The sequence below is a fragment of the Streptomyces sp. NPDC026538 genome, from assembly GCF_055567535.1.
The window spans coordinates 285,881-299,601 of sequence record NZ_JBVHQG010000010.1 but is presented as its reverse complement, the minus strand read 5'-3'; the positions used below and the strand labels follow the sequence as shown (position 1 = coordinate 299,601).

General features: G+C 72.6%; 12 protein-coding genes. 8 read left to right on the top strand and 4 right to left on the bottom strand.

All coding sequences use genetic code 11. From position 1 onward, the window contains the following. The first annotated feature begins 4 nt into the window (after positions 1–4). Positions 5–1,018, top strand: a complete 1,014-nt coding sequence (locus ACZ4N4_RS34840; protein WP_467596337.1) for an expansin EXLX1 family cellulose-binding protein — start codon at positions 5–7, stop codon at positions 1,016–1,018. 8 nt (positions 1,019–1,026) lie between these two features. On the opposite strand, the gene ACZ4N4_RS34835 is transcribed toward ACZ4N4_RS34840, so the two are convergent. Then, the gene (locus ACZ4N4_RS34835) at positions 1,027–1,494 is read right to left on the bottom strand and encodes a hypothetical protein (protein WP_453565411.1); all 468 of its coding nucleotides are present in this window, start codon (positions 1,492–1,494) and stop codon (positions 1,027–1,029) included. Between the two features lie 152 nt (positions 1,495–1,646). Between ACZ4N4_RS34835 and ACZ4N4_RS34830 the strand changes: the two genes are divergently transcribed. Beyond that, positions 1,647–2,318, top strand: a complete 672-nt coding sequence (locus ACZ4N4_RS34830; protein WP_467596334.1) for a pyridoxine/pyridoxamine 5'-phosphate oxidase — start codon at positions 1,647–1,649, stop codon at positions 2,316–2,318. Positions 2,319–2,372: 54 nt separating this feature from the next. Here ACZ4N4_RS34830 and ACZ4N4_RS34825 read toward each other — a convergent pair whose 3' ends face one another. Both ACZ4N4_RS34825 and ACZ4N4_RS34820 read right to left on the bottom strand, forming a co-directional pair. Further along, complete coding sequence (locus ACZ4N4_RS34825) at positions 2,373–2,978, bottom strand: GNAT family N-acetyltransferase (protein ID WP_467596331.1); 606 nt, start codon at positions 2,976–2,978, stop codon at positions 2,373–2,375. Between the two features lie 98 nt (positions 2,979–3,076). Further along, the gene (locus ACZ4N4_RS34820; protein WP_467596329.1) at positions 3,077–3,538 is read right to left on the bottom strand and encodes a Zn-ribbon domain-containing OB-fold protein; all 462 of its coding nucleotides are present in this window, start codon (positions 3,536–3,538) and stop codon (positions 3,077–3,079) included. A 213-nt stretch (positions 3,539–3,751) separates the two neighbouring features. On the opposite strand from ACZ4N4_RS34820, the gene ACZ4N4_RS34815 reads away from it, so the two are divergent. The 5 genes from ACZ4N4_RS34815 to ACZ4N4_RS34795 all read left to right on the top strand — a co-directional run bounded on the left by ACZ4N4_RS34815 (position 3,752) and on the right by ACZ4N4_RS34795 (position 10,943). After that, positions 3,752–5,377 carry a subtype B tannase gene (locus ACZ4N4_RS34815; protein WP_467596496.1) on the top strand — a complete coding sequence of 542 codons (1,626 nt, stop codon included), beginning with the start codon at positions 3,752–3,754 and terminating at the stop codon, positions 5,375–5,377. Between the two features lie 304 nt (positions 5,378–5,681). After that, on the top strand, positions 5,682–6,836 hold the full coding sequence (locus ACZ4N4_RS34810) for a flavin-containing monooxygenase (RefSeq protein WP_467596326.1): 1,155 nt from the start codon (positions 5,682–5,684) through the stop codon (positions 6,834–6,836). 295 nt (positions 6,837–7,131) lie between these two features. Then, positions 7,132–9,360 (top strand): acetate--CoA ligase family protein, encoded by a 2,229-nt coding sequence (locus ACZ4N4_RS34805; protein WP_467596323.1) that lies wholly within the window; start codon positions 7,132–7,134, stop codon positions 9,358–9,360. Positions 9,361–9,367: 7 nt separating this feature from the next. After that, a complete protein-coding gene (locus ACZ4N4_RS34800) occupies positions 9,368–10,204 on the top strand; it encodes an enoyl-CoA hydratase/isomerase family protein (RefSeq protein ID WP_467596321.1) in 837 nt (278 codons plus the stop codon). Between the two features lie 88 nt (positions 10,205–10,292). Then, a complete protein-coding gene (locus tag ACZ4N4_RS34795) occupies positions 10,293–10,943 on the top strand; it encodes a flavin reductase family protein (protein ID WP_467596318.1) in 651 nt (216 codons plus the stop codon). A gap of 342 nt (positions 10,944–11,285) precedes the next feature. Here the strand turns inward: ACZ4N4_RS34795 and ACZ4N4_RS34790 are convergent, their stop codons facing one another. After that, positions 11,286–12,599, bottom strand: coding sequence for an MFS transporter (locus ACZ4N4_RS34790; protein WP_453565433.1), 1,314 nt, complete (start codon positions 12,597–12,599; stop codon positions 11,286–11,288). 71 nt (positions 12,600–12,670) lie between these two features. Here ACZ4N4_RS34790 and ACZ4N4_RS34785 point away from each other — a divergent pair, with 71 nt between their 5' ends. After that, positions 12,671–13,705 carry a GlxA family transcriptional regulator gene (locus ACZ4N4_RS34785; RefSeq protein ID WP_467596315.1) on the top strand — a complete coding sequence of 345 codons (1,035 nt, stop codon included), beginning with the start codon at positions 12,671–12,673 and terminating at the stop codon, positions 13,703–13,705. The last annotated feature ends 16 nt before the right edge of the window (positions 13,706–13,721 follow it).

Here is a 13,721-nt window from a genome sequence, read left to right as displayed (position 1 = left end):
CTCCGTGGCCTCCTCCTCACATCGCCGACGCCCGCGTCCGGGACGCAACTTCGAGTGGCGGCCGGTCCGCGGCCCCCTGCTCGCGGTGGCCGCCGTGGCCGCCGTCGCCCTGGTCGTGACCCTGGTCGTGGCCTTCCGTCCCGGCGACGCGGCCGGCACCGGGCAGGGGGCCGCTGACCGGGCGGTGTCCGCGGCCTCGGCCTCGTCGTCCTCCTCGTCGGAAGCCGAGGGGGGCGCGGCGGAGACGGCCTCGCCGACACCCTCGAAGAGGTCCTCCGCGTCGGCGAAGCCCACGGCGGGCGCACGGACCACGCCGACGGCCTCCGCGGCTCCGTCCGCCACCCCGGCCCGGCGCACGGCGGCCGGCACCGCCCGCACCCCGTCCACCACCACGGCCCCCGCCGCCGGCCGGATCCGCCCCGGCGCCTCCTACCAGGGGGTCGCCACCTCCTACGACGCCGGCAACGGCGACGGCGCCTGCTCGTACGGCCCGACCGACGACGTCATGACCGCGGCGATGAACACCGCGGACTACGAGACGGCGAAGGCGTGCGGGGCGTACGTATCGGTCCGCGCGGCGAGCGGCGCGTCCCTCACCGTACGCATCACCAACGAGTGCCCGGCGCCCTGCGCGGTCGGCCAACTCGACCTCAGCCACCAGGCGTTCGCGAAGCTCGCGCCGCTCTCGGTGGGCCGGATCGCGATCACCTGGAGCCTGCTGAGCCCGGCCACCTCGGACACGGTCTCGATCCGCTACAAGACCGGTTCCACCCAGTACTGGTGCGGGATCCAGGCGATCGGCCACCGCAACCCGCTGGCCCGCCTGGAGGTCCGCACCGGCGGCGGCTGGCTGGCGCTGACCCGCACCGGGTACAACTACTTCCTCTCCGAACAGGGCACCGGCTGCGGCGGCGGGCTCCGCCTCACCGACATCTACGGGGAACAGCTCACCGTGCCCGCGCTCCCGGTGCGCCCGGACACGGTCCAGCGGACCGGGGTCCAGTTCGCCCGGCACTGAGGAGTGCCTCAGCGGCGCACCGGCACGATGCGGTGGCCGCGACGGGAACCGGGGGTGTCGACGAGGGCGACGCCGACGTGGTTGCGGGCGAGCGCCCAGGCGGCTGGCGTGATGACCAGGGTCACGACGGCCGCGGCCACGCTGACCGGGAGGAGCAGCGGCGGCGACTGCCCGGCCGGGAGGGTCCGGCCGCCCTCGTGGACGGCGTAGGCCAGCGAGGCGGCGAACAGGGCCAGGGTCATGAGGCAGACCGCACCCCAGGTCAGGCGGACGCGCCGGGTACGGGCGTGGTCGCGGACCTCGGCGACGAGTGCGGCCGAGCAGACCGGGCACTCCAGCTCGACGCGGTCCCGGCCCACGGCCGGCCGGACCAGCCGGAAGTCACGTGCGGCCCAGGTGGCGGTCCGCGCCCTGGGCCGTCCGGCGTCGCCGAGTACGTGGCGTACGGCCACTCGCACGGTCCCGGGTCCCCTCATGCCGGACAGTGTGGGGCCGGGGCACAGGTGTTCGCAGGGATTTGCTCGGTTGTGCCCGGGAGTCCGGCACCCGGGCACCTCCGGGCACGCCGGGCCGCCGTACGAGGTCCTGCTGGTGCGGCTGTCCAGGGTCCCCGAGTGATACTCGGCACATGGCAGCAACGGATCTCCACACGCTCCTGAAGTCGCTCCGGGTCTGGTCCCCCGAGATCACGGAGCTACGGCCGTTCGACCCGGCGTCGGCACCCGACACCCCGCTCCCCCTCTTCACGACGTGGTTCGCGGAGGCGGTGGCGGCCGGGCAGCCGGAGCCGCACACCGTGTCGCTGGCCACGGCGGACGAGGAGGGCCGGGCGGACGTACGGATCGTGATGCTGCACGGCGCGGACCCGGAGGGCTGGTCCTTCGCGTCGCATGTGACGAGCCGCAAGGGCCATCAGTTGAGCGCCCACCCCTACGCGGCGCTGGCCTTCTACTGGCCGGTGCTGGGCCGCCAGGTCCGGCTCCGCGGGCCGGTCACCGCGGCCCCCTCGGAGGAGGGCCAGGCGGACCTGCACGCCCGCTCCACGGGTGCCCTGGCGGCGGCCCTCACCGGCAGGCAGAGCGGGATCCTGTCCTCGCTGGAGGAGCTGCGCGAGGAGTCGGAGGCGGCCTGGGAACGGGCCCGCGCCGACCCGGCCGCCCCCTCCCCCACCTGGACCCTCTACCGACTGCGCCCGGAGGAGGCCGAGTTCTTCCAGGGCGACCCGGAGCGGCGGCACGTCCGGCTCCGGTACGTCGCGGAGGAGGACGGCACCTGGCGCAAGCACCTGCTGTGGCCCTAGGGGCTGGGCCCGCTACTCGCGGGTCGCGGTCGGCCGCCGCACCCCGCACGTGAACTAATCCAGGGACGGTTCCGGGTCCGAGGCGAGGCGGGCGTGCAGGTGGGCGTCCCGGAACGCGTTCGGCCGGCCCGCCTCGAACATCGCGCCGCGCAGGGTCCCCTCGTACGGGAATCCGCACGTCCGCGCTATCCGGCAGGACGCCTCGTGGCCGAGGGCGTGCCCCAGTTCCAGGCGGTAGAGGCCCAGTTCGGTGAAGGTCCAGCGGGCGGCCAGGGTCAGGGCGTGGGTGGCGACCCGGCGGCCCCGTGCCTCGGGGAGCACCCAGTAGCCGACCCGGGCCGAACGGGACACCCGGTCGATCATGTTGATGCCGATGTGCCCGAGGGTCGTACCGCTCTCCGCGTCCGCGATCCGGAACGGCGCGCAGCCGCCGGCGGCCGCCTGCTCACGCTGCCTCAGCAGGGCGGCACGGGCCCCGGCGAGGTCGATGTCCGGCTGGAGGGGGGTGTTCCAGCGCAGGAAGTCCAGGTCGGTACGGCCGCGCAGCCAGGCCTCGGCGTGGGCCGGGGAGTCCGGGTTCCAGCGGTCGAGGCGCAGGTCGTGACCGTGCGGGGGGACGTCGGGGCGGCGGGCGGCGGGCTGTTCGTCGATCTGGGCCATGGGGTCATTGAAGCCTCTGTGCCGGGTGGTGGCCCACCCGTTCCGGCGCGTCCCTGTTTTCACCGGCTCCTTCACCGGCTCTTTCACCGGCTGTCTTTTCAGCGTGGCGCGGCGCGGAACACCGGCACGCCTGCCCGGAAGGCGACCTCCAGCTCCAGTCCGGCCCGCGGCTCGGGCGTGTCCACCAGCTCGGTCATCATGCGCGGGCCTTCCGCCAGGTCGACCACGGCGGCGACGTAGGGGACGCGGCCGCCGAAGGGCGGCAGGTCGTTGCGGTGCACGACGGACCAGGTGTAGAGGACCGCGCGGCCGGTCGCGGGCTCCCAGGTGACGTCCTCGCTCCAGCAGTGCGGGCAGAACTCCCGGGGGTAGTGGTGGGCCCGGCCGCAGGAGCGGCAGCGGCGGAGCAGGAGCCGGCCCTCTGCCGCCGCCTCCCAGTAGGGGCGGGTGAAGGCGTCCGGTTCGGGAAGGTCGTACCGCCGGGCGGCCGGCCGGTCCCGGTCGCCCTTCGTCGCGGTCGGCGGCGCACTCGGCGCACCTGTCGCACTCGTCGCATCCATGAATCTGACGTTATGTCAGATGACTGCGGGAGCCCAGAGGGCGCTGGGCAAAAGCTGTGTGATTCCCATGGGGCTGTGGGTCGGCCATGAATCCCGGCATATTGTTGACGATTTTGTCGGCATCGAACTACGTTCGCATGCGCAAGGCCAAGGAGCCCGCACACGAGAGGCAGCAAGGTGAAGCACAGGGCAGTGAAACGCAGGACCGTGGTCATGGGCATCGGCACCACGGCCGGTGTCGCGGCAGTCGGCGGCATCGCCCTCAGCGCACAGGCGTCGAGCGGCTCCTCGTCGGGCTCCTCGGACTCCCTGAAGTTCGACCCGGACGCGTACACGAAGCTGACGACGACCGTCACGGACACGGACGGCGACGACCACTCGGTGACCTACCACTTCTGGAAGGCGATCACCTACGTCGCCAAGCCGGTGGACGAGACCTACCAGTCGCTCGTCGTCAGCGCCCCGGTCGAGATCGACGGCGAGACGGTCGACCCGACGAACGCGCCGATCCTGTTCGCCAACTCCGTCGGCGGCTACATGCCCTCCTCCGTGGCGGACGCCACCGGTGTCGGCGCCGGCGGCATGAGCGCCGGCGGCGGCGCTCCCAGCGGTGCCCCCGCCGGCGGTGCCGCGCCCGGCGCGTCGGCCTCCACCACCTCCAACGCGAACGGCAACACCAACGCCACCGGCGGCGCCACCGCCTCCAACCAGCTGCTGGCACTGCTCGCCGGTTACGTCGTCGTGGAGCCCGGCGCCCGCGGCCGTACCCTCAAGAACTCCGGCGGCGAGTACTACGGGACCGCTCCCGCCGCGATCGTCGACCTCAAGGCGGCCGTCCGGTACCTGAAGGCCAACCGCGGCCTCGTCCCCGGCGACGTCGACCGGATCGTGTCGGCCGGCACCAGCGCCGGCGGCGCCCTGTCCTCGCTGCTCGGCGCGTCCGGCGACAGCCCGGTCTACGACAAGTACCTCGAGGAGATCGGCGCGGCCGACGCCTCGGACGCGATCTTCGCGACCGGCGCCTGGTGCCCGATCACCGACCTGGAGCACGCCGACGGCGCCTACGAGTGGAACTGGGGCTCCAACGCCACCCAGTCCACCGGCAAGGTCGTCGACCAGACCGTGTCCAAGGACCTGCGGGGCCAGTTCGCCGAGTACCAGGCGGCCCTGAAGCTGCGCGGTCTGGACGGCTTCGGCCCGCTGACCGCCCGCAACTACGACGCGTACCTGCTCAAGCAGTACCTGGAGCCGTCCGCCACCACCTATCTGGCCGCTCTGTCGGACTCGGACCGCGAGACCTACCTGGCCGCCAACACCTTCATCACCTGGTCCGGCGGCAGGGCCACCTTCGACTGGGACGGCTATCTCACGCACGTCGGCGCCCGCAAGAAGACCACCCCCGCCTTCGACGCCTTCGATCTGTCGGCCGGCGAAAACAATGAGTTCGGAGCGGGTACGACCGAAAGCCGTCACTTCACCGCCTTCGGCGCGAAGAATGACTCCACCGGTCTCAGCACCAAGCGGGTCGCGAGCGACATCCCCGAGAAGCTGAACCTGATGAACCCGATGTTCCACCTGGTGGAAAAGGTCAACGAGAGGCGCTCGAAGCACTGGTGGATCCGTCTCGGCACCAATGACACCGACACCTCGCACGTCATCTCCGCGAACCTGGCGGCCCGCCTGGACAATCTCGGCGATGACGTGAACCACCTCTACTACTGGGACCAGGGTCATGGCGCCAACACCGACCCGGGCGACTTCATCACCTGGATCGCCGAGGTGACGGGCTTCCGCAAGGGCAAGGGAAACAGCAAGGCCGAGAAGGGCAAGCAGGGCTGAGAAACCACCGCGGAAGTAAGAACCTCTCACAATCGAGATAGGCCCCTCACGACCGCGATAGCCTCCCCGAACGCGGTGTCCTTTCCCGTCTGTCCAAGGACACCGCCCACCCGCGCCGTCGGGCTCCCGCGCACCGGAGCCCGGCGGCGCGGGCCTTTTCACGCCCCTTCCCTTTCGTTTCCGTTCAGATGAAGTGGGCTACGTCACAAGTCCCACCCACTTCTCCTACGGGTGTGATCAATCCGCAACCAATTCCGGTCTTGACCGAGACCCATCAACCTGACGCGTGATTACGCTCCCGCCCATGGCCGTGTTTCCCCCCACTGTTTCGCCCGTCTACGTCATCGGCGCCGGCCCCGGAGGGCTCGCCGCCGCGTACGCGCTGCGAGCCCGGGGCATCCGCGCCGTCGTCCTGGAGAAGTCCGACGACGTCGGCGCGTCCTGGCGCCGGCACTACGACCGCCTCCGGCTGCACACCACCCGCCGCCTCTCCGCGCTGCCCGGGCTGCCCATGCCGCGCCGCTTCGGCCGCTGGGTCTCCCGCGACGACGTGGTGCGCTATCTGGAGAAGTACGCCGAGCACCACGAACTGGAGATCGTCACCGGTGTCGAGGTCTCCCGGGTGGAGCGTGGCGAGGGTGACGGCTGGCTGCTGCACGCCTCCGGCGGCCGGGAGCTGACCGGCTCCGCGGTGGTGGTCGCCACCGGCTTCAACCACACCCCGCACATCCCCCGCTGGCCCGGCCTGGACACCTACGGCGGCCGGTTCCTGCACGCCGGCGAGTACCGGAACGCCGAGCCCTTCGCCGGCCAGGACGTACTGGTCATCGGGGTCGGCAACACCGGCGCCGAGATCGCCGTCGACCTGGTGGAGGGCGGCGCCTCCCGGGTACGGCTCGCCGTCCGCACGGTCCCGCACATCGTGCGCCGCTCCACCGCCGGCTGGGCCGCCCAGTACAACTCGATCCTGGTACGACGCCTCCCGGTGTCCCTCGTCGACCGGCTGGCCCGCACGATGGCCAAGGTCAGCGTGCCCGACCTGGCCGCCCAGGGCCTGCCCCGCCCCGACACCGGCCTCTACAGCCGGGTCGGCCAGGGCGCCATCCCGGTCCTGGACGTCGGTCTCGTCGACGCGGTACGGGAGGGCAAGGTCGAGATCGTGGCCGCCGTGGACGGCTTCGAGGACGGCAAGATCACCCTCGCCGACGGCACCCTCGTCTCCCCCGACACGGTGATCGCCGCGACCGGATACGTGCGCGCCCTGGAGAGCCTGGTCGGCCACCTCGACGTCCTCGACGACCGCGGCCACCCGGTCACCCACGGCCCGCGCACCCCGAAGAACGCCTCCGGCCTCTACTTCACCGGCTACACCAACCCCATCAGCGGCATGTTCCGGGAGATGGCGATCGACGCGGAGAAGATCGCGAAGGCGGTCGCCAAGCGACAGCGGAGGGCGTAGGCCGCCGCCCCGGACAGGCCCCTCGCCGACCGCCCCGGGACAAGGCCGGATCTCCCGCCTGCCGTGCGCCGCGGCGCTGGGACAATGAGGGTTTCCCGCGCGGCCGTGCGATGCGGTGTGGCCGGGCGAGCGGATGCCACAGGGGTGGGGGCCGCCCCCGGCCGGCGGTGACGGGAGAGGCGAGGAGCGCTTTCGGCCTCAACTTTGCGTGCAGACCAGTTCCTGACGCAGCGTCAGTTCAGTAATCTGACACTGCGTCAGTTAATTGTGCTGTCACACAGGAGCGGGCGGAACGATGCTTGGATCAACCCACGGCACCCTCACCACCGACTCCCGCCGGGCCCGGGTCATCGCCTGCGGTGAGCAGCGTCCCGGGCCCGCAGTCCACGGCCGGACGGCCGACGCGGACGAGCAGGACGTCAGCGGACGGCCGCTGTACGCGGACGTACCGGATCTGGACAGGTTCTTCCGGCCCGAGTCCGTCGCCGTGATCGGCGCCTCGGACGCCGAAGGACGGCCCAACACCGGTATCACCCGGCAGCTCCTCGACTGGGCCGAGCGGGTCGGGGCCCGGGTGCACCCGGTGCATCCGACCCGGCCGTCGGTCTTCGGCATCGCCTGCGCTCCTTCCGTCGCCGGCCTGCCCGAGCAGGTCGACCTCGCCGTACTCCTGGTCGCCGACCCTCTTCCGGTGATCGAGGAACTGGCCGAGGCCAAGGTGAAGTTCGCCGTCGCCTTCGCCTCCGGGTTCGCCGAGACCGGCGTGGAGGGAGCGGCGGCCCAGGTCCGGCTCGCGGCCGCCGTACGCCGCTCCGGGCTGCGGCTGCTCGGGCCGAACACCAACCTGAACGCCTTCGAGCGGTTCCGGGACGACCTGGACGGACCGGCGATCGCGCTGATCACCCAGTCGGGGCACCAGGGCCGGCCCGTCTTCGCCGCCCAGGAACTCGGCATCCGCCTCTCGCACTGGGCGCCCACCGGCAACGAGGCCGACCTGGAGAGCGCCGACTTCATCTCCTACTTCGCCGAACGCCCCGAGGTCGGCGCCATCGCCTGCTATGTCGAGGGGATCAAGGACGGCCGCGCCTTCCTGCTGGCCGCCGACCGCGCGGCCCGCCGCAAGGTGCCGGTGGTCGCCGTGAAGGTCGGCCGCACCGAGGCCGGTGCCCGCACCGCCGCCTCCCACACCGGCAAGCTGACCGGCGCGGACGACGTGATCGACGCGGCGCTGCGCCAGTACGGCGTGATCCGCGTCGACGGCCTCGACGAACTCCAGGACACCGCGGCCCTGCTGGCCCGGGCGCGGGCGCCGCGCGCCGACGGGGTGGTCGTCTACTCGATCTCGGGCGGCACGGGCGCGCACGTCGCCGACCTGGCGTCCGGCGCGGGACTGAAGCTGCCGGTGCTGTCCGAGGCACTCCAGGCCGAGCTGCACCAGTGGATACCGGAGTACCTGAGCGTGGCCAACCCGGTCGACAACGGCGGGCATCCGGTGGGCGACTGGCGCGGCCGGAAGATCATCGACGCGATCCTCGCCGACCCCGAGGTCGGGGTGCTGATCTGCCCGATCACCGGCCCCTTCCCGCCGCTCAGCGACCGGCTGGTGCGGGACCTGGTCGACGCGGCGGAGGCGACCGACAAGCTGGTGTGCGTGGTGTGGGGCTCGCCGGTCGGCACCGAACCCGCCTACCGGGAGGTCCTGTTGGGCTCCTCCCGGGTGGCCACCTTCCGCACGGTCGGCAACTGTCTCACCGCCGTCCGCGCCTACCTCGACCACCACCGCTTCGTCCGCGCCTACCACTCCCCCTTCGACGAGGCCCCGCGCACGCCCTCGCCCTCGTACCGCAAGGCGCTCGCGCTGATGCGGCCGGGGCAGCAGCTGAGCGAGCACGCGGCGAAGCAGCTGCTGCGCGCGTACGGCATACGGGTGCCGCGTGAGCAGCTGGTGACCAGCGCGGCCGCCGCCGTGCGCGCGGCGGGGCTGGTCGGCTACCCGGTGGTGATGAAGGCGTCCGGCGCGCAGATCGCCCACAAGACCGAGCTGGGCCTGGTGAAGGTCGGGCTGACCTCCGCCAGCCAGGTCCGGGACGCCTACCGGGAGCTGACCGACATCGCCCGCTACGAGGGCGTCGCCCTCGACGGTGTGCTGGTCTGCCAGATGGTCGAGCGGGGCGTGGAGATGGTGGTCGGGGTCACGCACGACGCCCTGTTCGGGCCGACGGTGACCGTCGGGCTGGGCGGGGTCCTGGTCGAGGTCCTGCACGACGCGGCCGTGCGGGTGCCGCCGTTCGGTGAGGAGCAGGCCCGGTCCATGCTCGCCGAACTGCGCGGGCGGGCCCTGCTGGACGGGGTCCGGGGGCGGCCGCCGGCCGACGTCGAAGCGCTCGTCGAGGTGATCCTGCGGGTCCAGCGGATGGCCCTGGAGCTCGGCGACCAGCTCGCCGAGCTCGACATCAACCCCCTGATGGTGCTGCCCGAGGGCCAGGGCGCGGTGGCGCTGGACGCGCTGGCGGTGTGCCGCTGAGATGAACATGTCCCATTCCCCCCGTGAGCCCGCAAAGAATGACGAGCCGGAAATTTCCGTTGAGTCATTGGTACTGCACGCCACTGACAATCAGGTCGCGCAGATCACCCTCAACCGGCCCGAATCCCTCAACGCCATCACCCCTGACCAGCGGGAACGCATCATCCAACTGCTTTCCGAGGCCTCCGCGGACCCCTCGGTACGGGCCGTGGTCGTCACCGGGACCGGCCGGGGTTTCTGCGCTGGCGCCGATCTGCGCGGCGGCGCCGCGGCCGAACGTCTTCCCGGCGACGTGGCCCGGACCATCCGGCTCGGCGCCCAGCGTCTGGTCGCCGCCGTCCTCGACTGCGAGAAGCCGGTGATCGCGGCGGTCAACGGCACCGCCGCGGGTCTCGGCGCCCATCTCGCGCTCGCCTGCGACCTGGTCCTGGCCGCCGAATCCGCGCGTTTCATCGAGGTGTTCGTCCGCCGCGCCCTGGTCCCCGACGGCGGCGGCGCCTATCTCCTGCCCCGCCTGATCGGCCCGCACCGCGCCAAGGAGCTGATGTTCTTCGGCGACGCCCTGTCCGCCCCGGAGGCCGAGCGCCTCGGCCTGGTCAACCGGGTCGTACGGGACGAGGAGTTGGCCAGGACGGCGCGGGACTGGGCCGCCCGGCTCGCCACCGGTCCGACCCGTGCCCTCGCCCTGACCAAGCAGCTGGTCAACGCGTCCCTGGACAACGACCGGGCAGCGGCCTTCGCGGCCGAGTCCGCCGCCCAGGAGATCAACATGACGACGCGGGACGCCCAGGAGGGGCTGCGGGCCTTCGTGGAGCGCAGAAGCCCGCAGTTCCGGGGCCGGTGACGCCGGCCGGACGCCTTACGGCCGCGGCCGTAGGGGGTCCGGCACCGGACTTCCCATCTGACGCTGCGTCAGCTTCAATGAAGCTGTGATGGGACACGCAGGGGCGGCCGCGGCCGCCGTCCGCTACCTCAGGTCGGCCCCCGCGCCGGGGCCCGTGGAGGCGTTGCCGCGCCCGGAGTTGCGGTGTGTACGCGCGGACGAGCGGGCGCCGGTCGACGCGACGGAGTTCCGGCGGGTACTGGGGAACTTCGCGACCGGAGTGACCGTTGTCACCGCACCGGCCGCCGAAGGCGAACCCTCCCCCGCCGGTTTCGCCTGCCAGTCCTTCTCCTCCCTCTCCCTCGACCCGCCCCTGGTCTGCTTCATGGTCGGCCGCACATCGGCCACCTGGCCGCGCATCGCCCGCGCGGGCGTCTTCTGCGTCAACGTCCTCGGCGCGGGCCAGGGCGAGCTGTGCCGCGCCTTCGCGGTGAGCGGCGCGGACAAGTTCGCGGGGGTCGCGTACGACACGGCCCCGGTGTCCGGCGCACCCCGCCTGACCGGCGCCGCCGCGTGGATCGACTGCGCGATCCACGCCGTCCACACGGGCGGCGACCACCTGATCGTGGTGGGGCGGGTGAACGCGCTGGGCGCGGCCGACCCCGCCGACGGACCGCTGCTGTTCCACCGGGGGCGGTTCACCGGGCTCGGAGCGGACGGCCAGGACATGTCCGGCCGGTCAGGTGGCGGAGGCGGATGAGGCGGCCGTCCCGCCCGCTTGCCGAGGAGTCACGGAGAGGGGTTACAGAGGTGCCAACTCCACCCTGCCCGTGAACCGGCCACCCACTTGATCGGCGAGCCAGTGCCCGCGGCAGTACCTGACGTACTCGCGCCAGGACATCCGGCGACCTGATCACGGCTTCGAAGTCGACCTCTCCCTGATCGATGTCCGCCAGGCCCAACAAGGTACGCACCGCGCGTATCGCTTCCGGCAGGTCGGCGGTGGTGAGGACGGCGGCCGCGGCGGAGTTGCTCATCCCGGAACCATAGGACGCCACGCACCGGCCCGAGCCGGTCCCGGACGGCGCCCGACGGTCTCCCTCTAGACGGCCAGGGCGGGCACCACGGCCGTCGGCCGGCGCCGGATCACCAGGGCCATCAGGGCCGCCGCCGCGCACAGCGCTCCGGAGGCGTACCAGACCATGTCGTAGGTGCCGAAGGCGTCGCGGGCGACACCGCCGAGGAAGGCGACGAGCGCCGCGCCGATCTGGTGGGAGGCGAGGACCCAGCCGAAGACGATGGCGCTGTCCTCGCCGTAGTGCTCCCGGCACAGGGCCAGCGTGGGCGGGACGGTGGCCACCCAGTCGAGGCCGTAGAAGACGATGAAGAAGATCATCGGGGGGTGGATGGCGGGGCCCAGCAGCATCGGCAGGAAGAGCAGGGAGAGGCCGCGCAGGGCGTAGTAGACGGCGAGCAGCCGGCGGGGTTCGAAGCGGTCGGTGAACCAGCCGGAGGCGATCGTGCCGACGACGTCGAAGACGCCGATGACCGCGAGCAGCGAGGCCGCCGTGGTGACCGGCAGGCCGTGGTCGTGGGCGGCGGGCACGAAGTGGGTCTGGACCAGGCCGTTGGTGGAGGCGCCGCAGATCGCGAAGGTGCCGGCGAGCAGCCAGAAGGGCCCGGTGCGGACGGCGGAGAGCAGCACCCCGACCGTCCGGCGCGCGGCTCCGGTGACCGGCGCCGGCTTCGGTACGAAGTCCGCCGCGCCGTACGGCTTCAGGCCCACGTCGGCCGGGTGGTCGCGCAGCAGCAGCCAGACGAAGGGGACGACCGCGAGGGCGGCGAGGGCGACGGTGACGGCGGCCGGGCGCCAGTCGTGTCGCTCGACCATCCAGGACAGCAGCGGCAGGAAGATCAGCTGGCCGGAGGCGGAGCCGGCGGTGAGGATGCCGCTGACCAGGCCGCGCCGGGTGGTGAACCAGCGGTTGGTGACCGTGGCGGCGAAGGCGAGGGCCATCGAGCCGGAGCCGAGGCCCACCAGCAGGCCCCAGCACAGCAGCAGTTGCCAGGCCGCCGTCATCCACACGGTCAGGCCCGAGCCGACCGCGATCACGGTCAGGGCCACGGCCACCACCCGACGGATGCCGAAACGATCCATCAGAGCGGCCGCGAACGGCGCGGTGAGCCCGTACAGCGCGAGGTTGACGGAGACGGCCGCGCCGATCGTGCCGCGCGACCAGCCGAACTCCTGGTGCAGGGGGTCGATGAGCAGGCCGGGCAGGGAGCGGAAGGCGGCCGCGCCGACGATCGTGACGAAGGTGACGGCGGCGACGAACCAGGCACGGTTGATGCGCGGCGAGCGGGTCGGCTCGGAGCCCTCGGCGAGGGCGGCTGCGGCTTCGCTTGTCTGGGTCACGCCATACAGCTTCGGCCAGCGGATTCACTCCATCGAGTGGCCCGGAGGACAGTATTCGCTAGGATCGGGCCATGAGCAGTGACCCCGGCTTCCGCCCGCACCGAGTCGTCGTCCTCGCCCTGGACGGTCTGCTCCCCTTCGAACTGGGCATCCCGCACCGCATCTTCGGCCGGCCCAAGGACGCGCGGGGACGGCACCTGTACGAGGTCGTGACCTGCTCGGTCCGGCCGCCGGGGCAGGTCGAGACCGACGCCGACTTCGCGGTCCACGTGCCGCACGGCCCGGAGGCGCTGGCCACCGCCGACACGGTGGTCATCCCGGCGTCGTACGAGCTGGGCCCGGTCTTCGAGCAGGGTGTCCTCACCCCCGAACTGGCCGCCGCCCTCGCCCGCATCCGCCCCGGCACCCGGCTCGCCTCCATCTGCACCGGCGTCTACGTGCTGGCCGCCGCCGGTTACCTGGACGGCCGCCCGGCGACCACGCACTGGGCCGAAGCGGACCATCTCCAGCGGCTGTTCCCGCGGGTCAACGTGGACGCGGACGTCCTGTTCATCGACGACGGGGACGTGCTGACCTCCGCCGGGGTGGCGGCCGGCATCGACCTGTGCCTGCACATGGTCCGCCGCGATCACGGCACGGCCGTCGCCAACGAGGTGGCCCGCCGTACGGTCGTCCCCCCGCACCGGGACGGCGGCCAGGCCCAGTACATCCACCGGCCGGTCCCAGACCCGCAGGTCGCCGGCACCACGGCCGCCCGCGCCTGGGCCCTCGCCCGGCTGCACGAGCCCCTCCAACTGCGGGACATGGCCGAGCAGGAGGCCATGTCGGTACGGACCTTCACGCGCCGCTTCCGTGAGGAGACCGGCATCAGCCCCGGCCAGTGGCTCACCCAGCAGCGCGTCGAACGCGCCCGGCACCTCCTGGAGTCCACCGAGCTCTCCATGGATCAGGTGGCCCGGGACGCCGGCTTCGGCACGGCCCAGTCGATGCGGCAGCACCTGCAGACAGCGCTCGGCGTCACCCCGACCGCCTACCGCCGGACCTTCCGGTCCGGCGTCGGCGAAGCCCGGCACCCCGGCGGCACCGGCGTCGGCGTCCGGCACTGACCTCCCGGGCCGCCCC